The 20,750-nt window shown below is 70.4% G+C and carries 17 protein-coding genes and 1 riboswitch; of the genes, 5 read left to right on the top strand and 12 right to left on the bottom strand.

Features of this window, described 5'->3' with window-relative positions; translation table 11 throughout:
- Window positions 1–68: 68 nt before the first annotated feature.
- Window positions 69–185, bottom strand: a riboswitch (SAM riboswitch).
- Between the two features lie 98 nt (window positions 186–283).
- From trpD to ctaE, 5 genes are all read right to left on the bottom strand, one after another.
- Window positions 284–1,348, bottom strand: a complete 1,065-nt coding sequence (gene trpD, locus FHX78_RS25685; RefSeq protein WP_145869768.1) for an anthranilate phosphoribosyltransferase — start codon at window positions 1,346–1,348, stop codon at window positions 284–286.
- Window positions 1,349–1,479: 131 nt separating this feature from the next.
- Window positions 1,480–3,117 (bottom strand): cytochrome bc1 complex cytochrome b subunit, encoded by a 1,638-nt coding sequence (gene qcrB / locus FHX78_RS25680; RefSeq protein ID WP_145869767.1) that lies wholly within the window; start codon window positions 3,115–3,117, stop codon window positions 1,480–1,482.
- Window positions 3,114–4,172 (bottom strand): cytochrome bc1 complex Rieske iron-sulfur subunit, encoded by a 1,059-nt coding sequence (gene qcrA, locus FHX78_RS25675; protein WP_145869766.1) that lies wholly within the window; start codon window positions 4,170–4,172, stop codon window positions 3,114–3,116. The genes qcrB and qcrA overlap by 4 nt, the downstream gene beginning before the upstream one ends.
- Entirely contained in the window at window positions 4,169–4,981 is an 813-nt protein-coding gene (gene qcrC / locus FHX78_RS25670) for a cytochrome bc1 complex diheme cytochrome c subunit (protein WP_145869765.1), read from the bottom strand. The genes qcrA and qcrC overlap by 4 nt, the downstream gene beginning before the upstream one ends.
- Window positions 4,982–5,061: 80 nt before the next feature.
- Complete coding sequence (gene ctaE, locus FHX78_RS25665; RefSeq protein ID WP_142195845.1) at window positions 5,062–5,673, bottom strand: aa3-type cytochrome oxidase subunit III; 612 nt, start codon at window positions 5,671–5,673, stop codon at window positions 5,062–5,064.
- A 215-nt stretch (window positions 5,674–5,888) separates the two neighbouring features.
- Between ctaE and FHX78_RS25660 the strand changes: the two genes are divergently transcribed.
- Complete coding sequence (locus tag FHX78_RS25660) at window positions 5,889–6,293, top strand: response regulator (RefSeq protein ID WP_145869764.1); 405 nt, start codon at window positions 5,889–5,891, stop codon at window positions 6,291–6,293.
- A 13-nt stretch (window positions 6,294–6,306) separates the two neighbouring features.
- On the opposite strand, the gene FHX78_RS25655 is transcribed toward FHX78_RS25660, so the two are convergent.
- The 4 genes from FHX78_RS25655 to ctaC form a co-directional block, all read right to left on the bottom strand.
- A complete protein-coding gene (locus FHX78_RS25655; protein ID WP_145869763.1) occupies window positions 6,307–7,587 on the bottom strand; it encodes a L,D-transpeptidase in 1,281 nt (426 codons plus the stop codon).
- A 129-nt stretch (window positions 7,588–7,716) separates the two neighbouring features.
- Entirely contained in the window at window positions 7,717–8,115 is a 399-nt protein-coding gene (locus FHX78_RS25650) for a cytochrome c oxidase subunit 4 (RefSeq protein WP_145869762.1), read from the bottom strand.
- A complete protein-coding gene (ctaD, locus tag FHX78_RS25645) occupies window positions 8,112–9,848 on the bottom strand; it encodes an aa3-type cytochrome oxidase subunit I (RefSeq protein WP_145869761.1) in 1,737 nt (578 codons plus the stop codon). Before ctaD ends, FHX78_RS25650 begins: the two co-directional genes overlap by 4 nt.
- Entirely contained in the window at window positions 9,845–10,837 is a 993-nt protein-coding gene (ctaC, locus tag FHX78_RS25640) for an aa3-type cytochrome oxidase subunit II (RefSeq protein ID WP_373313091.1), read from the bottom strand. The genes ctaD and ctaC overlap by 4 nt, the downstream gene beginning before the upstream one ends.
- A gap of 275 nt (window positions 10,838–11,112) precedes the next feature.
- Here ctaC and FHX78_RS25635 point away from each other — a divergent pair, with 275 nt between their 5' ends.
- Window positions 11,113–12,501 carry a cysteine desulfurase/sulfurtransferase TusA family protein gene (locus FHX78_RS25635; RefSeq protein WP_145869760.1) on the top strand — a complete coding sequence of 463 codons (1,389 nt, stop codon included), beginning with the start codon at window positions 11,113–11,115 and terminating at the stop codon, window positions 12,499–12,501.
- 8 nt (window positions 12,502–12,509) lie between these two features.
- Here the strand turns inward: FHX78_RS25635 and FHX78_RS25630 are convergent, their stop codons facing one another.
- The gene (locus tag FHX78_RS25630) at window positions 12,510–13,484 is read right to left on the bottom strand and encodes a carbohydrate kinase family protein (protein WP_145869759.1); all 975 of its coding nucleotides are present in this window, start codon (window positions 13,482–13,484) and stop codon (window positions 12,510–12,512) included.
- Window positions 13,485–13,613: 129 nt separating this feature from the next.
- Between FHX78_RS25630 and FHX78_RS25625 the strand changes: the two genes are divergently transcribed.
- Entirely contained in the window at window positions 13,614–13,823 is a 210-nt protein-coding gene (locus tag FHX78_RS25625; protein WP_145869758.1) for a hypothetical protein, read from the top strand.
- A gap of 144 nt (window positions 13,824–13,967) precedes the next feature.
- Entirely contained in the window at window positions 13,968–15,584 is a 1,617-nt protein-coding gene (locus FHX78_RS25620; protein WP_145869757.1) for a hypothetical protein, read from the top strand.
- An 84-nt stretch (window positions 15,585–15,668) separates the two neighbouring features.
- Here FHX78_RS25620 and FHX78_RS25615 read toward each other — a convergent pair whose 3' ends face one another.
- Window positions 15,669–16,025 carry a HesB/IscA family protein gene (locus FHX78_RS25615; RefSeq protein WP_145869756.1) on the bottom strand — a complete coding sequence of 119 codons (357 nt, stop codon included), beginning with the start codon at window positions 16,023–16,025 and terminating at the stop codon, window positions 15,669–15,671.
- Between the two features lie 284 nt (window positions 16,026–16,309).
- Between FHX78_RS25615 and nadA the strand changes: the two genes are divergently transcribed.
- Window positions 16,310–17,494 (top strand): quinolinate synthase NadA, encoded by a 1,185-nt coding sequence (gene nadA / locus FHX78_RS25605; protein WP_145869754.1) that lies wholly within the window; start codon window positions 16,310–16,312, stop codon window positions 17,492–17,494.
- A 63-nt stretch (window positions 17,495–17,557) separates the two neighbouring features.
- Here nadA and FHX78_RS25600 read toward each other — a convergent pair whose 3' ends face one another.
- Window positions 17,558–20,668 carry an efflux RND transporter permease subunit gene (locus tag FHX78_RS25600; protein ID WP_145872154.1) on the bottom strand — a complete coding sequence of 1,037 codons (3,111 nt, stop codon included), beginning with the start codon at window positions 20,666–20,668 and terminating at the stop codon, window positions 17,558–17,560.
- Window positions 20,669–20,750 lie beyond the last annotated feature (82 nt).

Genomic DNA, 20,750 nt, shown 5'->3' with positions numbered 1-20,750 from the left:
CTGCGGCCCTAGCGCATTCGCTTGCTCACGGAAGGCTCCTCGACGACCAGGACCCCTGGCTCACGAGGGGTCCGCGCTTGCCGTGCGCCTTGCTGCGCACGGCCTTGTCTTCACCCGGGGCACCCCGCCACGGACGGAGGGTTGCCGGACAGCCGGCCGGGGCCTGATGGCTGTCACTCATGACCTGGGCAGGAACGTACGCGAAATGATCGATGTCCCGCAACCCGTGTCCGGATCGCGGGACATCATCGCGAGACTTCGCGGGACGACTCCCGGCGGGGGGCTACGCGTTGCTGACGGCCACCCAGCGCTCCAGGACCCGCCGGGCGGCTCCCGAGTCGATCGCCTCGGCCGCCTGCGCCATGCCGGCGCGGATCTGCTCCGCCAGGGAGCCGGAGCCCGGCTCCAGGGCGACCAGCGCCGCCGCCGAGTTCAGCAGCACCGCGTCCCGCACGGGGCCCGGCTCGCCGTCCAGCAGCCGCCGGGCGACCTCCGCGTTGTAGGAGGCGTCGGCGCCGCGCAGGGCCTCCACGGGCACCAGCTCGATGCCGACCTCGCGCGGGTCGAAGGTCTGCTCCTCGACCTTGCCGTCCCGGACCACCCACACCCGGGAGGTGGCGGTGGTGGTCAGCTCGTCCAGGCCGTCGTCACCGCGGAACACCAGCGTGGAGTTGCCGCGCTCGGCGAAGACACCGGCCATGATCGGGGCCATCCGCGGGTCGGCCACGCCGACCGCCTGGGCCCTGACGCGGGCCGGGTTGGCCAGCGGGCCGAGGAAGTTGAACACCGTGCGGATGCCGAGCTGGCCGCGCGCGGCGGCCACGTGGCGCAGCGCCGGGTGGAACTTCACCGCGAAGCAGAAGGTGATGCCGGCCTCCTCGGCGACCTCGGCGACCCGCCGCGGGGTCAGCTCCAGGTTGACGCCGAGTTTCTCCAGGACGTCGGAGGCGCCGGACGCGGAGGACGCGGCCCGGTTGCCGTGCTTGACGACCTTCGCGCCGGTGCCGGCCACGACGATCGAGGACATGGTGGAGATGTTCACCGTCTTCGCGCCGTCGCCGCCGGTGCCGACGATGTCGACGGTGGCCCCGGGCACCTCGATCACGTTGGCGTGGTCGTACAGCGCCCGTACGCAGCCGCTGATCTCCTCGACGGTCTCGCCCTTGGCCCGCAGGGAGACCGCGAACCCGGCGATCTGCGCGTCGGTCGCCTCCCCGCGCATGATCAGGTCCATCGCCCAGGCGGTGTCGTCGGCGGACAGGTCGCGGCCGTCCAGCAGTCCGTTCAGCAGGGCGGGCCAGGAGCGGCCCGCCGCGTTGTCGCCTCCAGCGGGGGTCACAGCGCTCATGGCCGCTCCTGATGGTCGTAGGGGTTCCAGGGACCACCCTATCCAGGTCCGGGGACGGCGAAGGGCCCCCGTCCGCAGAACGGACGGGGGCCCTTCGCCGTCGTGTGGCGACGCCGGTGGAGCGGTGGGGATCAGTGGTGGCCGTGGCCGCTGGTGATCTCCTTGTACTCCTCGACGGTGGGCTTCGCGATCTGCGCTTCCTCGCCGTAGTAGCCCTTGCTCAGCTTGGCGCGCAGCTTCTCGCTCGCCTTCACCTTGCGCCGGACGCCGTTCTCGTCGACCGTCGGGCCGATCTCGACCGGCTTGTACTGCTCGTGCGCGGTGAGGGTGTGCAGCTGCTCCTGGCTGAGCGGCTCGTGGACCTCGATGAACTCGCCGTGCGGCAGGCGCTTGATGATGCCCGACTCGCGGCCGTGCAGCACCTTGTCCTTGTCCCGGCGCTGGAGGCCGAGGCAGATCCGCTTGGTGACGATGAACGCCAGGACCGGGGCGACGAAGAACGCGACCCGGACGAACCAGGTGATGGCGTTGATCGACAGGTGGAAGTGGGTGGCCCAGATGTCGTTGCCACCACCGACCAGGAGCACGAAGTACAGCGTGATCCAGGCGACGCCGAAGGCGGTGCGCGTCGGGGCGTTGCGCGGGCGGTCCAGGATGTGGTGCTCGCGCTTGTCGCCGGTGACCCAGGACTCGATGAACGGGTACACCGCGATGGCGACCAGGACCAGCGGGAAGATCAGCAGCGGGATGAACACGCCCAGGACGAGCGTGTGGCCCCAGAAGTTGATCTCCCAGCCCGGCATGACACGGATCAGGCCCTCGGAGAAGCCCATGTACCAGTCGGGCTGGGCGCCGGTGGAGACCATGTCCGGCCGGTACGGGCCGAGCGCCCAGATCGGGTTGATCGTGGCGATCGCCGAGACGGCCGCGAGGACACCGAAGACCAGGAAGAAGAAGCCTCCGGCCTTGGCCATGTAGACCGGCAGCAGCGGCATGCCGACGACGTTGTTGTTGGTCTTGCCGGGGCCCGCGAACTGCGTGTGCTTGTGGTAGAAGACCAGGATCAGGTGGGCCACCACGAGACCGAGCATGATGCCCGGCAACAGCAGGACGTGGATCGAGAAGAACCGGGCCACGAAGTCGTCGCCGGGGAACTCGCCGCCGAAGAGGAAGAACGAGATGTACGTGCCGACGATCGGCACGGACAGGATCGCGCCCTCCATGAAGCGGATACCGGTGCCGGAGAGCAGGTCGTCCGGGAGCGAGTAGCCGGTGAAACCGGTGAACATGCCCAGGACGAACAGCAGGAAGCCGAACAGCCAGTTGATCTCACGCGGCTTGCGGAACGCGCCGGTGAAGAACACGCGCATCATGTGCACGAACATGCCGGCCAGGAAGACCAGCGCCGCCCAGTGGTGGATCTGCCGGATCAGCAGACCGCCGCGGACGTCGAAGCTGATGTCCAGCGTCGACTTGTAGGCCTCGCTCATCAGCTGGCCCTGCAGCGGGACGTAGCTGCCGTGGTACTCCACCTCGTTCATCGACGGGTGGAAGAACAGCGTCAGGTACACACCCGTGAGGATGATGATGAGGAAGCTGTAGAGGCAGATCTCACCCAGCATGAACGACCAGTGGTCGGGGAAGATCTTGCGCATGTTGGCCTTGGCCAGGGAGTAGATCCCCAGCCGGCCGTCGGCCCAGTCGGCGACGCGCTCGCCGGCCGGAGCCTTCCCGCGGGAGCGGGACTCGGGGGTCGTCGTAGTACTCATCCGCGCTCCCAGAAGGCAGGACCGACGGGCTCGTCGAAGTCGCCGCGCGCTTCGAGGTAGCCGTCTTCGTTCACGTCGATGCGCAGCTGCGGCAGGGCGTGACCGGCGGGGCCGAAGATCACCCGGGCACCGTCGGCGAGGTCGAAGGTGGACTGGTGACAGGGGCACAGCGCGTGGTGCGTCTGCTGCTCGTACAGGGAGATCGGGCAACCGACGTGGGTGCAGATCTTCGAGTACGCGAGGATCCCCTCGTGCGACCACTCGAGCGACCGCTTGTCCTTGATGTCGTCCGGCTGGATGCGGACCAGCATCAGGGCGGCCTTGGCGATCTCCGTCTGGAAGCCGTGGTCGTGCTCCTCCAGGCCCTCGGGCTTGGCGAAGGTCAGCGAGCCCACGATGATGTCGGACGGCCGCAGCGGCTCGTTCGTGTTCATGTTGACGAGCAGCTTGCCCTTGGACCACAGGGTGTGGCGCAGCTTGGTCCCGGGCAGCGGCCCGAGGTCGCGCAGCAGCACCACGCCGGAGAGCGGGAACAGGGCGAGCGCGCCGAACATCGTGTTGCGGATCAGCTTGCGGCGGCCGAGCGCCGACTCCTTGGCACCCTGGCGGAAGTCGTCCATGACCTTCGCCCGGACCTCCGGGGCGGCCTCGATCGGGTGCCGCTCGTCGGTGAGCTCCTGGTCCGACATCAGCGTGCGGGCCCAGTGGACCGCGCCGGCGCCGATGGCGAACAGGGCCACACCGAGGGTCATGCCGAGCGCGAAGTTCAGCGCGCTCAGGTGACCGAGCGGGAAGATGTAGACCGACCGGTCGACCGGGATCGTCACGTAGGCGACGATGAAGGCGACGGTGGCCACCATCGACAGCGTGAACAGCAGGGCGACCGTGCGCTCGGACCGCTTGGCGGCCCGCTCGTCGATGTCCTGCACTCGGTGCTCGTGGGGCGGCAGGCCCGGGTCGGCGAACGGGTTCTTCTCGTCCGCGAGCTTCACCGCACCGTGGGTGGTGTCCTGCGCAGCGGGCAGGTTCTCTTCAGGAATGTCTTGGCTACTCATGACTTCTTGGCCTTTGCGGTCCGAGCGGCGACCCAGACGGCGACCGCGATCAGCGCGCCGAGTCCGAAGATCCACGCGAACAGACCCTCGGAGACCGGGCCGAGACCGCCCAGCTCCAGGCCGCCGGGGCTCTCGGTCTCCTCGCCGTTGACCGCGTGCAGGTACGCGATGACGTCCTTCTTGTTCTGCTCCGACAGCGTGCTGTCGGGGAAGGAGGGCATGTTCTGCGGGCCGGTGAGCATGGCCTCGTAGATGTGCTTGGGAGCGACGCCCTCCAGGGAGGGGGCGTACTTGCCGTGCGTGAGCGCGCCGCCCTTGCCCGTGAAGTTGTGGCACTGGGCGCAGTTGTTGCGGAACAGCTCACCGCCCTTGGCGATGTCGGCACCCTCGGGGCCGTACTGCTCGGCGGTCGGGATGGCCGGCCCGGCGCCCAGGGAGGCGATGTAGGCCGCCAGCTGGTCGATCTCGGCCTGCGTGTAGACGGCCGGCTTGTCCGGGATCTGCGCGGCCTGCGAGGTGGCGGCCGGCATGCGGCCGGTGCTCACCTGGAAGTCGACGGCCGCGGCGCCCACGCCCACCAGGCTCGGGCCGTCGGACGTGCCCTGACCTCCGGTGCCGTGGCAGCTGGCGCAGCCGACCGAGTAGAGCTTCTTGCCCTCCTCGATGGTGAGGGACTGGGCGGTTTCGTCGGCCTGCGCCTTGTCCGCGGGTGCGAACACGGCGTACAGCCCCCCGGTGCATGCCAGCGCGAGGAGTAGGACGACGAGCGCCGCCAGCGGGTGGCGTCGTCGTGCGGAGAGCTTTTTCACGGATTACCCCGGTGTCAGGATCTTCTGCGTCGATGCTTCTGGTGGGTGCGCCGGTTCGGCGCGCGCGGATGTGGGCCCGGCTACTTGATCATGTAGATCGTGGCGAAGAGGCCGATCCAGACGACATCGACGAAGTGCCAGTAGTAGGACACGACGATGGCCGCGGTCGCCTGCTCGTGGGTGAACCTCCGCGCCGCGTAGGTCCGGCCCAGGACCAGCAGGAAGGCGATGAGACCGCCCGTCACGTGCAGGCCGTGGAAGCCGGTCGTCAGGTAGAAGACCGAGCCGTACGGGTCGGAGGAGAGGGACAGGCCCTCGTGCTTGACCAGCTCGGTGTACTCGAAGACCTGACCGCCGATGAAGATCGCACCCATGATGAAGGTGACGATGAACCACATCCGGAGCTTCTTCACGTCACCGCGCTCGGCGGCGAAGACGCCGAGCTGGCAGGTGAGCGAGGAGAGCACCAGGATCGTGGTGTTCGTCGCCGAGAACGGGAAGTTCAGGGTGTCGGCCTTCTCGGCCCAGAACTCCGGACCGGTCACCGATCGCAGGGTGAAGTACATCGCGAAGAGGGCCGCGAAGAACATCAGCTCGGAACTCAGCCAGATGATGGTTCCGACGCTGGTGAGGTTCGGCCGGTTGACCGACGGGTGCGCGTGCCCGGTATCTACTGTCGTTGCTGTCGCCACGCCGACATTATGTCGGTCGCTTATCCCGCCCTCACTCCCGGGGGTGCCGTTCGGTGTGTTCGCCCGTCCTGTACTGCCCGGATGGCCCACCGGACGCCCCTTCGAAGCCGTGTCCGAACCAGTGTTGACAAGGGGCGGGAAGGGGTAGCATCCGCGCCATCGGTACCCGAAGTTCCCGACAGAGCCGTGCCCTCTCTCTTACGCGTGGAGGAACAATGCAGGCGACCGCCACGGTGCTGGTCTACAGCGACGACGCCAACACCCGGGAGCAGGTGCGGCTCGCGACCGGGCGGCGGCCGGCGCCGGACGTGCCCGTCGTGGAGTTCGTGGAGTGCGCCACCCCGGCGGCCGTGCTGGCGGAGCTGGACCGGGGCGGCATCGACGTGTGCGTGCTGGACGGCGAGGCCGTGCCGATGGGCGGCATGGGGATGTGCCGGCAGATCAAGGACGAGATCTTCAACTGCCCGCCGGTGCTGCTCCTCATCGGGCGGCCGCAGGACGCCTGGCTGGCGACGTGGAGCCGCGCGGAGGCCGCGGTGACGCTGCCGGTGGAGCCGGTGGAGTTCGCCTCGGCGCTGGCGTCGCTGCTGCGTCGGACGTCCTTGCAGGGCGCCCTCTAGCCCGCGGCTGGGGTCATGCGGCCGTGGGCCTGAGACGGGCCGTCTCCTGGGGGCTGCGGGTCGTGCCGGGGGTCAGGGCGCTGCCCGCCTGCCACGCGGGCCAGTCCAGGTTCCAGTCGCCGTAGCCGTTGCCGAAGGGCTCCATGCTGTCGCCGGCCGAGTTCACCACCTTGACGACGTCGCCCTCCCGGACGGTGTCGAAGAACCACTGGGCGTTGTCGGTGTTCATGCCGACGCAGCCGTGGCTGACGTTGGCGTAGCCCTGGGAGCCGACGGACCACGGGGCGGCGTGCACGTACTCGCCGCTCCAGGTCACCCGGGTGGCGAAGTGGACGTCCAGGTCGTACGACTCCGCGGAGCCCTCGGCGATGCCGACGGTGGTGCTGCGCATACGTACGAAGCGTTCCTTGCCCAGGACGACCTTGACGCCGTTGCGGGTCTCGAAGCCGGGCTTGCCGGTGGTGACCGGGATCTTCCTGAGCTCCTGGTCGTTCTTGTAGACCGTCAGCTGGTGGGCGGCGGCGTCGGTGACGGCTATCACCCGGTCGCCGGTGCGGAAGGTCAGGGGCTCGGCCGGGCCGCCCCGGAGCCGGTCGTTGATCTTGATGCCGTCGAGGGCGCCGCGCACGCTGATCGTGGCGTGGGCGGGCCAGAAGTCGTGCGGGCGGTAGTGGAGCTTCCTGTCGTCCACCCAGTGCCAGGAGCCGATCACGGCGGGCGTGGACTCGACCTTCAGGGCGCGTTCGACGACGGCCCGCTGGGCGGGGTCCTTCACGGGTGCGCTCAGCTCGGCGGTGACGGGCTGGCCGACGCCGTAGGTGCCCGTGCCGGGGCCGAAGGTGACGTCCAGGCGCGGGGTGGTGGCGGGCTTGCCGGTGGTGAAGGTGAGGACCTTGCGGCCGGGCGCCCCGTCCTCGTCCTCGGTGCTCACCCGGACCGTGTACCGGGCGTCGGCGGCGAGCGGGGAGGTGCTGTGCCAGCGGCTGCCGTCGGCGGCCAGTTCGCCCGCCACGTGGCGCCCGGAGGCGTCCACGGCGGTGACGTCCGTGATGCGGCCGCCGGAGTCCTCGGCGACGACTTCCAGGGGCTGGTCGGGGTCGGCCCGCCCGCCCGCCTCGACGGACCCGCTGAAGGAGATCCGGTCCGCCGCGTCGTACGGCTCCGCGGACAGCGGGTTGCCGTCCGAGGCGCAGCCGGTGGCGCCCGCGCCGAGGGCGATCACCAGCAGCGCGCAGCCGGCGACGCGGCTCGGGCGGCCGGCGGACGCGCCGCGAGGGGACTCTGTGTGTCTCATGGCCTCACGCTAGGAAGCCGTACCGGCCACGGCTGCCTGGGCGGCCCGAACGGGTGAGGCGGGCGGACGACGCGAGGGGCCCGGACGCTCCTGACGGAGTGTCCGGGCCCCTGAGTGCGGTGCCGTGTGCTACTGGGTGCGGTTCTCACCGCGGTAGTACTCGAAGACCCAGCCCCAGATGCCGATCAGGAGCAGCGGCGCCGAGAAGTACATCAGCCACCAGCCGATCGCGACGGCCATGAAGGCGAAGGCACCGCCGACGGCCAGGGAGAGCGGCTGCCAGCTGTGCGGGCTGAAGAACCCGACCTCGCCGGCGTCGTCGGCGACGTCCGCCTCCTTGTCGTCCTGCGCCCCGACGTCCACCCGCTTGGCCGTGAAGCCCAGGTAGAAGCCGATCATGATGGCCAGGCCGAAGGCCAGGAAGAGGGCGGTGGTGCCGGCCGGCTCCTTCGACCACACGCCATAGACGACCGCCATGGCGAGGAGGAAGACGCTCAGCCACATGAACATCTTGCCCTGGATCTTCACTTGCCGGCCTCCTTGCCCCCAGCGAGGGCCTTCTCGCCGTGACCGGCGTTCTCGAGCTCGTCGAGCGCGGCGATCTCCGGGTGGTGCAGGTCGAACGCCGGGGATTCACTGCGGATCCGCGGCAGGGTGAGGAAGTTGTGCCGCGGCGGCGGGCAGGAGGTCGCCCACTCCAGGGAGCGGCCGTAGCCCCACGGGTCGTCGACGCCGACCGGCTTGCCGTACTTGGCCGTCTTCCAGATGTTGTAGAAGAACGGCAGGATCGACAGGCCGAGCAGGAACGAGGCGATCGTGGAGACGGTGTTCAGCGCGGTGAAGCCGTCGGCCGCGAGGTAGTCCGCGTACCGGCGCGGCATGCCCTCGGCACCCAGCCAGTGCTGGACGAGGAAGGTGCCGTGGAAGCCGATGAACAGCGTCCAGAAGGTGATCTTGCCCAGGCGCTCGTCGAGCATCTTGCCGGTGAACTTCGGCCACCAGAAGTGGAAGCCGGCGAACATCGCGAAGACCACGGTGCCGAACACCACGTAGTGGAAGTGCGCCACCACGAAGTAGCTGTCGGACACGTGGAAGTCCAGCGGCGGCGAGGCCAGGATGACGCCCGTCAGACCACCGAAGAGGAAGGTGATCAGGAAGCCCATCGACCACAGCATCGGGGTCTCGAAGGACAGGGACCCCTTCCACATGGTGCCGAGCCAGTTGAAGAACTTCACACCAGTGGGGACCGCGATCAGGAAGGTCATGAAGGAGAAGAACGGCAGCAGCACACCGCCGGTCACGTACATGTGGTGGGCCCACACCGTCACCGACAGACCCGCGATCGCGATCGTCGCGCCGATCAGACCCATGTAGCCGAAGATCGGCTTGCGGGAGAAGACCGGGATGACCTCACTGATGATGCCGAAGAACGGCAGCGCGATGATGTACACCTCGGGATGGCCGAAGAACCAGAACAGGTGCTGCCACAGCAGCGCCCCTCCGTTGGCCGAGTCGAAGATGTGCGCGCCGAACTTGCGGTCCGCCTCGAGCGCGAACAGCGCCGCGGCCAGGACGGGGAAGGCGAGCAGGACCAGCACACCGGTCAGCAGCACGTTCCAGGTGAAGATCGGCATGCGGAACATCGTCATGCCCGGGGCGCGCATGCAGATGATCGTGGTGATGAAGTTGACCGAGCCGAGGATCGTGCCGAAGCCGGAGAAGGCCAGACCCATGATCCACATGTCGGCGCCGATGCCCGGCGAGCGGACCGCGTCCGACAGCGGGGAGTAGGCGAACCAGCCGAAGTCGGCCGCGCCGTCCGGGGTGAGGAAGCCACCGACCGCGATGAGCGAGCCGAACAGGTACAGCCAGTAGGCGAACATGTTCAGCCGCGGGAACGCCACGTCGGGCGCGCCGATCTGCAGCGGCATGATCCAGTTGGCGAATCCGGCGAACAGCGGCGTCGCGAACATCAGCAGCATGATCGTGCCGTGCATCGTGAACGCCTGGTTGAACTGCTCGTTCGACATGATCTGCAGGCCCGGCCGGGCCAGCTCGGCGCGCATGACCAGAGCCATGACGCCACCGATGCAGAAGAACGCGAACGACGTCACCAAGTACAGCGTGCCGATCGTCTTGTGGTCCGTGGTCGTCAGCCACTTGACCACGACGTTGCCGGGATGCCTGCGCCGTACCGGCAGCTCGTTCTCGTACGAGTCCTCCGCTGCCGCGGCACCCTGGGGTTCGTTGAGGATGCTCACAGGATGTTCGCCTCCCGGTTCTTCTCGTGCTCCGTCTGGGAGATGCCAGCGGGCACGTAACCGGTCTGCCCCTTCTTCACGAGGTCCTTCAGGTGCTGTTCGTAGCGCTCCTGGGAGACGACCTTCACGTTGAACAGCATCCGGGAGTGGTCGACGCCGCACAGCTCGGCGCACTTGCCCAGGAAGGTGCCCTCACGGTTGGGGGTCACCTCGAAGGCGTTGGGGTGGCCCGGGATGACGTCCTGCTTCATCAGGAACGGCACCACCCAGAAGGAGTGGATGACGTCGCGCGAGGTCAGCACGAAGCGGACCCGCTTGCCCTCGGGCAGCCACAGGGTGGGGCCCGGGTTGTTCGTCTGCGGGTTCCGCGTACCGGGGGTACCGCAGTCGTAGACACCGCCGGCGTCCGCCGGGAAGGCCTCCTGGTAGCGGTCCGGAATCGCCGCGAGTTCCTTGGACTTCTTGGCGTCGCCCGTGGAACCCTCGACGTTCTCGACGTAGTTGAAGCACCAGCTCCACTGGAAGCCGACCACGTTGACCGTGACGTCGGGCTTCTTCTCGAGCCTGAGCAGCTCGGATTCGTCGCGGGCGGTGAAGTAGAAGAACACCGAGACGATGATGAGCGGGACCACCGTGTACAGCGCCTCGATGGGCATGTTGTACCGGGTCTGCGGAGGAACTTCGACCTTGGTCCGGCTGCGCCGGTGGAAGAAAGCACTCCACAGGATCAGGCCCCACACCAGCACGCCGACGGCGAGCGCGGCTGCCCAGGACCCCTGCCAGAGGGAGAGGATCCGCGGAGCCTCTTCCGTGGTGGGGGTGGGCATACCGAGGCGGGGGAAGTCCTCCCATGTGCAACCGGTGGCGGTCGCCAGGACCAGGCCCGCGGTCAGTGCCTGCAGCAGCTTCCGCCGCATCGGGCGCCGCGGCTTGGGGGTACCGCCCACGCCTTCCAGGCCGTGGGGGAGGTCGGAGCCGTTGGGACTCACGTAGCGCCTTCCCGAGAGTCTCGCCCGCGCTGTACGGCTGCGGCCTGGCCTTCTCGCTGGTCGGTCGCCGCCCTGCGTCGGGCAGGGGTTTGGATGTTTATGCGGACCAAACCCTAGCCGACGCCTTCCGGGGGGTCGCGGGGAGGGGTGCCGTACGCGCCGCGGGTTACACCGGGCGCCTCACCGGCCGGGGGTGCGGGCCGTCCCGCGGCCGCCGCCCGGCCGGGGTCGGCCCTCCGGTTCCCCGCGTCCGCGCGGGCGCTTAGCGTGGGGGTGTGTCCTACTTCGACGCCGCTTCGGCCGCTCCTCTTCATCCCGTCGCCCGTCAAGCCCTGATGGCCTCGCTCGACGAGGGCTGGGCGGATCCCGCCCGGCTCTACAAGGAGGGGCGGCGGGCCCGGCTGCTGCTGGACGCCGCGCGGGAGGCCGCCGCGGAAGCCGTGGGGTGCCGGCCGGACGAGCTGGTGTTCACCCCGTCCGGGACCCGGGCGGTGCACTCCGGGATCGCGGGTGCGCTGGCGGGACGGCGACGGACCGGACGTCACCTGATCGTGTCCGCGGTCGAACACTCCTCCGTACTCCATGCGGCTGACGCGCACGAGGCGGACGGCGGGACGGTCACGCAGGTCGCGGTGGACCGCGTGGGCGCGGTGGACGCGCGGGAGTTCGCCGAGGCGCTGCGGCCGGGCACCGCGCTGGCCTGTCTTCAGTCGGCCAACCACGAGGTGGGGACCGTGCAGCCGGTGGCGGAGGTGGCCGAGGCGTGCCGGGCGGCCGGGGTGCCGCTGCTGGTGGACGCGGCCCAGTCGCTGGGCTGGGGGCCGGTCGGGGGCGGCTGGTCGCTGCTCGCGGCGAGCGCGCACAAGTGGGGCGGCCCTCCGGGGGTGGGGCTGCTGGCCGTGCGCAAGGGGGTGCGGTTCGCTCCCCAGGGGCCGCGCGACGAGCGGGAGTCGGGCCGGGCGGCCGGGTTCGAGAACCTGCCGGCGATCGTGGCCGCGGCGGCGTCGCTGCGGGCGGTGCGCGCGGAGGCGGCCGAGGAGGCGGTACGGCTGCGGGAGTTGACGGAGCGGATCCGGGCGCGGGTGCCGCGCCTGGTGCCGGACGTGGAGGTGGTCGGCGATCCGGAGCGGCGGCTGCCGGGCATCGTCACCTTCTCCTGTCTCTATGTCGACGGGGAGACACTGCTGCACGAGCTGGACCGCGCGGACTTCTCCGTCTCCTCCGGGTCGTCCTGCACCAGCAGCACGCTGACGCCGAGCCATGTGCTGAAGGCGATGGGCGTGCTCAGCGAGGGCAACGTCCGCCTCTCGCTGCCGCCGGGGACGCGGGAGGAGGACGTCGAGCGGTTCCTGGCCGCCCTGCCGGGAGTGGTGGCGGGGGTGCGGGAGAAGCTGGGCGCCCCTGTGTCCGCCGGGGAGGTCCTGACGCGGGAGGGGGACGAGGCCCTGGTCGTGGACGCGTTGGGGCGGCGGTGCCCGATCCCGGTGATCGAGCTGGCCAAGGTGATCGGGGACGTGCCGGTGGGCGGCACGGTGCGGGTCCTCTCGGACGACGAGGCGGCCCGGCTGGACATCCCGGCGTGGTGCGCGATGCGCGGCCAGGAGTACGTGGGCGAGGAGCCGGCGGAACGGGGGACGGCCTACCTGGTCCGCCGGGTCTCCTGACGCTCCGCTCAGACGAGGTGGTGCTGCACCTCGGTCGCCGCCTCGTCGCCGTACGCCTTGGTGAAGCGCTCCATGAAGTGGCCGCGGCGCAGCTGGTACTCCTGCGTGCCGACGGTCTCGATGACCAGGGTCGCCAGCATGCAGCCGACCTGCGCCGCGCGCTCCAGGGAGACGCCCCAGGCCAGGCCCGAGAGGAACCCGGCGCGGAACGCGTCGCCGACGCCGGTCGGGTCGGCCTTGCGCTCCTCGTCGGGGCAGCCGACCTCGATGGTCTCCCCGCCGGCCCGCTCGATGCGGACGCCGCGGGCGCCGAGGGTGGTGACGCGGTGGCCGACCCGGCCGAGGATCTCGGCGTCGCTCCAGCCGGTCTTGGTCTCGATGAGCCCCTTCTCGTACTCGTTGGAGAAGAGGTAGGTCGCCCCGTCCAGCAGTATCCGGATCTCCTCGCCGTCCATGCGGGCGATCTGCTGGGAGAAGTCGGCGGCGAACGGGATGTTCCGGGAGCGGCACTCCTCGGTGTGCCGGAGCATCGCCTCCGGGTCGTCGGCGCCGATGGTGACCAGGTCGAGGCCGCCCACGCGATCGGCGACGGTCTTCAGCTCGATCAGCCGGGCCTCGCTCATCGCGCCCGTGTAGAAGGAGCCGATCTGGTTGTGGTCGGCGTCCGTGGTGCACACGAAGCGGGCGGTGTGCAGGGTGTCGGAGATGCGGACGGATTCGGTGTCGACGCCGTGCCGGTCCAGCCAGGCCCGGTACTCGTCGAAGTCGAAGCCGGCGGCTCCGACGAGGATCGGGCGGGTGCCGAGCTGCCCCATCCCGAAGGCGATGTTCGCGGCCACGCCGCCCCGGCGGACGTCGAGGTTGTCGACCAGGAACGACAGCGAGACCGTGTGCAGCTGGTCCGCGACGAACTGGTCGGCGAAGCGCCCGGGGAAGGTCATGAGGTGGTCGGTGGCGATGGAGCCGGTGACTGCGATGCGCACGGCGTGGACTCTCCTGAGGGAGGCGGGTTGACACTTCACGCTACCGGGTGCGGACCAGCCGCAGAAGCAGCCGAAACTACCCGATAGTAGATCTTTCTTCGTGACCTTCGGCGTGCATACGGTGCAGACATGACGAACCGCGAGTCGCAGTTGCATGTTCCGGCTGACCCGGAGGGGGACCTGGCGTCGCTGCGCGGCGACTGCGCCCGGATGGCTCCCCACTGGACGGTGCCGGACCGGGCCGCCGCCCGGCCGGTGCCTCCGTCCCTGATCCACGGGGTGAGCGTGCCGCCGGCGTCCGCGCGGCTGCTCGACGCCATGGCGGAGTACGGCGACTGAGGGAGCCCCCGGGGAACCGCGCGCTCCCCCGCCGCGTCCCATCGCTGTCCCCCGTAAAGGGGATGCGGGATACGACCCACCAGCAGTCCCGGCGGGACCGGGAAGGGTCTCCAGGGACAGCTGTGCAGCCGAAGGAGCGATGCGGTGAACACCGAGCGACCCGACCACGACGACGCCGAGCCGGGGACGGCACGGCCGGACGCCGCCGCCTCCGAGCCCTCCGGCACCGCGACGCCCGGGACGGATGCGGCGGCAGCGGCGGCGGAGAGGCCGGGGTCCGGTGCGGGCGGGAGCGTCGCCGGGGCGGAGCACGACGACGGTGAGGGGGCCGGACGGCGGCGTTCGCCCGCGCTGATCGCCTCGGTCGCCGCGGCCGTGCTGCTGGTCGGGGGCGGCGGGGCCTGTCTCGCCGCGAACGCCTCCGGCGGTTCCGGGGGCGGTACGGCTCCCGGGGCGAACGGCGACGCCACTCCCCCGCCGCTCGCCCTCGACGGCGCCTCCGAGGACGGTGCGAACGGCATCGCCCCCGGTGAGCCCAACCCGTACGGCGCCACCTACCGCGCCGACGGCACGCTGCCGGAGGGGCCGGACGCGGCGCCGGTGTACCGGGTGCGCGGACAGGTCGCCCAGGACCGGGTGGTCGCGCTGGCGAAGGCGCTGGGGATCGACGGGAAGCCGGTGGCCGAAGGCGGGTCCTGGCGGATCGGCGGCCAGGACGGGTCCGGGCCCACGCTGCGGGTGGACCGGGACGCCCCCGGCACCTGGACGTTCAGCCGGTACGCGCCCGGCACCGACACCTGCAAGGGCGGGACGTGTTCGGCTCCGCCCACCGGCGGTCCGGTGGTGAGCGAGGCCGCCGCGAAGAAGGCCGCCGCGCCCGTGCTGAAGGCGGTGGGCCAGGACGACGCGAAGCTCGACGCGCGGCAGGTCAGGGGCGCCAACCGGGTGGTGAACGCGGACCCGGAGGTCGGCGGGCTGCCGACGTACGGCTGGACGACCGGAGTGGTCGTCGGTGCCGCGGGACAGGTGGTCGGCGGCAGCGGCCGGCTCGCGGAGCCGGTGAAGGGGGACAGCTATCCGGTGGTGGGCGCGCGCGAGGTGCTGGACCTGATGAACGCGACGCCGGATCCCGGCCCGCGCGGCGGCATCGGCGGCTGCGCCACTGCCGTACCGCTGGACGGGGAGCAGGAGCGCAACCCCTGCGACGGGCCCTCGAAGACCCTGCCGGCCCAGGACACGATCACGGTCGAGAAGGCGGTGTTCGGGCTGGCGGCGCACTCCGTGGACGGCCGTCCGGCGCTGGTGCCGTCCTGGCTGTTCGAGGTGATCCCGGCGAACGCGCGGGGCACGCTCACCGTGACGCACCCGGCGGTGGACCCGCGGTACATCGCTCCCACGACACCGTCCGGCCAGGCCACTCCCACGCCCTCCGGGCCGGGTGACGAACCCACCGCGGCGCCGTCCACCCGGGAGGTGGACGTCGAGGGCTACACCGCCGAGGGCAGGGAGCTGACCGTGACCTTCACGGGCGGCGTGTGCGCCGACTACGAGGCGACGGCGAGCGAGAGCGGCGGCCGGGTGACGGTGCGGGTGACCGAGACGCCCTGGCCGGACAAGGTGTGCATCCTGATCGCCAAGCAGTACCGGCAGACGGTGCCGCTGGACGCGCCGCTCGGTGACCGTGAGGTCGTGGACCGGCACGGCGAGCCGGTTCCGCTGCACAAGGACGGCGCGCGGCTGCCGGCGCCGCCCACCCGGTAACGCGGGCGGGGAAAGCCCGAAGGCGGCGGCCCCGTCGGAGGGGGCCGCCGCCTTCGTCATGCGCCGCCTGGGTCGGAACCCGGCTCAGCTGAAGGAGTCGCCGCAGGCGCAGGAGCCGGTGGCGTTCGGGTTGTCGATCGTGAAGCCCTGCTTCTCGATGGTGTCGACGAAGTCGATGGTGGCACCGCCCAGGTACGGGGCGCTCATCCGGTCGGTGACGACCTTGACCCCGTCGAAGTCCTTCTCGACGTCGCCGTCGAGGGAACGCTCGTCGAAGAAGAGCTGGTAGCGCAGGCCGGAGCAGCCGCCGGGCTGGACGGCGACGCGCAGCGCGAGGTCGTCACGGCCTTCCTGGTCGAGCAGCGCCTTGACCTTGGCCGCGGCGGCTTCGGTCACGATGATGCCGTCGGTGACGGTGCTGGTCTCGTCCGATACGGACATCTACATCTCTCCCGGGTTGTACGGAGACTGCTTGCCGACGGTTGCAACCGGCGGGACCGCGGATTCATTCCGGGCCGGGCGCGTGTTTCTTCGGCTCCCTCTTCATGCTCGCACACGCCGTGCGGCACGGAAACCGGCCCTTGAGGGGCGTTCCGGGAATGAACCGGCACCCGTCGGGATTCACGTCACATGGACGCTATGGGCATCGTCAAAGTGACGTGAACCGGTTATGATAGATAGCGTCATTTCGACGAAAAGTCGCCAGAACAGAAAGGGTGCGTGTCGTGACCACCGCCCAGACCCAGGAGCTCGACGTCCAGCCGTCGCCCCTCGCCCTGCTGCTCCTCGGCCGTGAGGCCGACCCCAGGAGCGAGCGCGGTGTGGAGTGTCCCGGCGACCTGCCCTCGCCGTCCGACCCGGACCTGGTGGAGCGCGCCCGCGCGGCCAAGGAGAAGCTCGGGGACAAGGTCTTCGTGCTCGGCCACCACTACCAGCGCGACGAGGTCATCCAGTTCGCCGACGTCACGGGCGACTCCTTCAAGCTGGCCCGGGACGCGGCCGCGCGCCCGCAGGCCGAGTACATCGTCTTCTGCGGTGTGCACTTCATGGCGGAGTCCGCGGACATCCTCACCGGCGACGACCAGAAGGTGGTCCTGCCCGATCTGGCGGCCGGCTGCTCCATGGCCGACATGGCCACCGCCGAGCAGGTCGCCGAGTGCTGGGACGTGCTGACGGAGGCCGGCATAGCCGACCAGGTCGTGCCCGTCTCGTACATGAACTCCTCCGCCGACATCAAGGCGTTCACGGGCAAGCACGGCGGCACCATCTGCACCTCCTCCAACGCCAAGCGGGCCCTGGACTGGGCCTTCGAGCAGGGGGAGAAGGTCCTCTTCCTCCCCGACCAGCACCTGGGCCGCAACACGGCGGTGCGGGACATGGGGATGTCCCTGGAGGACTGCGTCGTCTACAACCCGCACAAGCCGAACGGCGGGCTGACGGCGGACGAGCTGCGCGCCGCGAAGATGATCCTGTGGCGCGGCCACTGCTCGGTGCACGGCCGCTTCAGCCTGGACTCGGTGAACGACGTGCGCGAGCGCATCCCGGGCGTCAACGTGCTGGTGCACCCCGAGTGCCGGCACGAGGTCGTGGCCGCGGCGGACCACGTCGGCTCGACGGAGTACATCATCAGGACGCTGGAGGCGGCCCCGGCCGGCTCCAAGTGGGCCATCGGCACCGAGCTGAACCTGGTCCGCCGTCTGGCGAATCGTTTCGCGTCCGAGGGCAAGGAGATCGTCTTCCTCGACAAGACGGTCTGCTTCTGCTCCACCATGAACCGCATCGACCTCCCCCACCTGGTGTGGGCCCTGGAGTCCCTCGCCGAGGGCAACCTGGTCAACCGCATCGAGGTGGACCGGGAGACGGAGGCGTTCGCGAAGCTGGCGCTGGAGCGGATGCTGGCGCTGCCGTAGGACCCGCACGTGAAGGGGCGCCCCGTGCGGTCACGGGGCGCCCCTTCGGCGTACGGCCGGACGTCAGACCTGGGCCGGCTCCTCCGGTGCCCGCGTCGGCGCCGGCGCGCCCTTCTTCGCGGCCCGCTTCCTCGCGCGCCGCTCCTTGCGGAGCTCCAGCATCGCGTAGAGCGTCGGGACCAGCAGGAGGGTGAGCAGGGTCGACGTGATCAGACCGCCGATCACCACCACGGCCAGCGGCTGGGCGATGAAGCCGCCCTCACCGGTGACGCCCAGCGCCATCGGGAGCAGGGCGAAGATGGTCGCCAGGGCCGTCATCAGGATCGGCCGCAGGCGGTGGCGGCCGCCCTCCAGCACCGCCTCGACGACGCCGTGGCCCTGCTCGCGGTACTGGTTGATCAGGTCGATCAGCACGATCGCGTTGGTGACAACGATGCCGATCAGCATCAGCATGCCGATCATCGCCGGGACGCCCATCGGGGTGCCGGTGACCAGCAGCAGGCCGATGGCGCCCGTCGCCGCGAACGGGATGGAGACCAGCAGGATCAGCGGCTGGGCGAGCGAGCGGAAGGTGCCGACCAGCAGCATGAAGACGATGGCGATCGCGGCCAGCATCGCCAGGCCCAGGTTGGCGAACGCCTCGTCCTGGTCCTGCGAGACACCGCCGATCTCCGCCGTCGCCCCCGCCGGGAGCTTCAGCGCGTCGATCTTCGACTGGAGGTCCGCGCTCACCGCGCCGGTGTTGTCGCCGTCCGGCTTGGCGGTGACGGTGGCCGCGCGCTGGCCGTCGATCCGGGTCATGGAGACGGGACCGTCCACGACCTTCACGGTGGCGACGTCGCTCAGCTTCACCGGGCCGAGGCGCAGGTTCTTCAGCTCGTCCACGGTGGTGGCCGGCTTCGCCGAGCGGATGACGACGTCGCGCTCGGTGTCGTCCAGGACCGCCGTGGCCGCCGGGGTCCCCCTGACCGCCTGGGCGACGGCCGCGCCGAGGGTCCGGTCGTCGAACCCGGCCGCGGCGGCCCGGTCGTTGGCCTTCACCGAGACGCGGGGCACGCTCTGCGCCAGGTCGCTGGTGACGTCGGTGACGTCGTCCAGGGAGGCCACCGCGTCACGGACCCGGTCCGCCGCCTCGCGCAGCGCCTTCGCGTCGGACGCCTTGACGACCACGCTCAGGTCCTGGCTGCCGAAGCCGTCACCGGCCGCGATGGTGGTGGTGCCGATGCCGTCGAGCCCGTCCAGGCCCTTCTCGATGCCGTCCTGCACGTCCTCGAAGGACGCGTCGTCCTCCAGCATCACCTGGTAGGTCGCCCGGTTGGTGTCCGTACCGCCGCCGAAGGCCGCCAAGAAGCCGGACGAGCCGATCGTCACCTGGTAGTCCTTGACGCCCTCGGTGTCGCCGAGGAGCTTCTCGACCTTCTTGGCCTGGGCGTCGGTGGCGGCCAGGCTGGTGCCGGGCTCCAGCTCCTGCTGGACGGTGAGGACCTGCTGCTCGCCGGGGTCGAAGAAGTTGGTCTTCAGCAGCGGCGCCATGGCGAAGGTGGCGATCAGTACGACGACCGCGATGGCCACGCTGGTCAGACGGCGCCGGGTGGCGAAGCGCAGCACGGGGACGTAGAGGCGCTGCAGGCGGCTCTTCGCCTCCTTCTCCTCCGCGAGCCGGCGCGCCTCCTCGGCGTCCTCCGGGGTGCCCTTCGGCGGGCGCAGGAACCAGTAGGACAGCACCGGCACGACCGTCAGCGACACCAGCAGGGACGCCAGCAGCGCCGCCGTGACGGTGAGGCTGAAGGAGCCGAACAGCTCGCCCACCATGCCGCCGACCAGGCCGATCGGCAGGAACACGGCGACCGTGGTGAGCGTGGAGGACGTCACCGCGCCCGCCACCTCGCGCACCGCGTTCATGATCGCCGACTGGCGCTCCTCGCCGTAGCCGAGGTGCCGCTTGATGTTCTCCAGGACGACGATGGAGTCGTCCACGACGCGGCCGACGGCGATGGTCAGCGCGCCCAGCGTCAGCATGTTCAGCGACAGGTCGCGGGTCCACAGCACGATCAGGGCGAGCACGACGGACAGCGGGATGGACACCGCCGTGACGAGGGTCGAGCGGACCGACGCGAGGAAGACCAGGATCACCAGGACGGCGAAGAGCAGACCGAGCGCGCCCTCGGTGGTCAGGCCCTCGATGGCCTGGGAGACCGCCGGGCCCTGGTCGCTGACGACGGTGAGGGTGGCCCCGTCGCCGAGGTCCTCGCGCAGCTCCGGCAGCTTCTCCTCGACGGCCTCCGAGATGGCGACCGCGCTGCCGTCGTGGTCCATGGTGGCCATGACGGCGAGGCTGGGCCGGCCGTTGGTGCGGGTGAGGGAGTCGGCCGCGGCCTCCTCCTGCTTCACCGCGGCGACGTCGCCGAGACGGACCGGCTCGCCCTCGCCGGGCTCGCCGGTGACCATCAGGTCCTCGATCTGCCGCAGCGAGGTGAAGCCGCCGCCGACCTGCACGGTGCGGTTGGCGCCGTCCTCGTCGAAGGAGCCGGCCGGGACGGTCGCCCCGCCGGCCTGGAGGGCCGTGGACAGCGACTGGGCGGTGAGGCCGGCCTTCGCCAGCTTCGCGGTGTCGGGGGTGACGGTGACCTGGACGTCGCGCACGCCGTCCACGGTGACCTGGCCGACGCCGTCGATGCCCTCCAGCGCGGGCACCACGGTCCGGTCGAGCTGGTCGGCGAGCGCCTGCTGGTCCTTGCCGGAGGTGACGGCGAGGACGACGGCCGGGAGGTCGTCCGTGGAACCGGCGACGACCTGCGGGTCGACGTCGTCCGGGAGGCGGGCGCCGGCCCGGTTGACGGCCTGCTGGACGTCGGCGACGAGCTGCTGGGTGTCGTTGCCGTAGTCGAAGGACGCCATGATCACGGCGTTGCCCTCGCTCGCCGTCGAGGTGACGCCGGAGATGCCGTCGACGGCCTCCAGGTTGTCCTCGATGGGTTCGACGACCTGCTTCTCCACCACGTCCGGGGAGGCGCCCTGGTACGGGGCGATCACGGACACCATGGGCAGTTCGATGGTCGGCAGCAGCTGCTGCTTGAGCTGGGGTATCGCGATCGCCCCGAACACGAGCGCGATGATCGACATCAGTCCGATCAGCGCCCGTTGCGCGAGGCTGAATCTGGACAGCCAGGACATGGTCAGGGTCTCTTTTCCGTGGAGGAACGGCAGAAGTCCGGTGGGCGGCAGCGCACAGGTGAGCGCCCGCTCTACACCCTGA

The sequence above is a fragment of the Streptomyces capillispiralis genome, assembly GCF_007829875.1.
In the GTDB taxonomy this organism is placed as follows: domain Bacteria; phylum Actinomycetota; class Actinomycetes; order Streptomycetales; family Streptomycetaceae; genus Streptomyces; species Streptomyces capillispiralis.
This window is presented reverse-complemented; position numbering and strand designations above follow the sequence as displayed.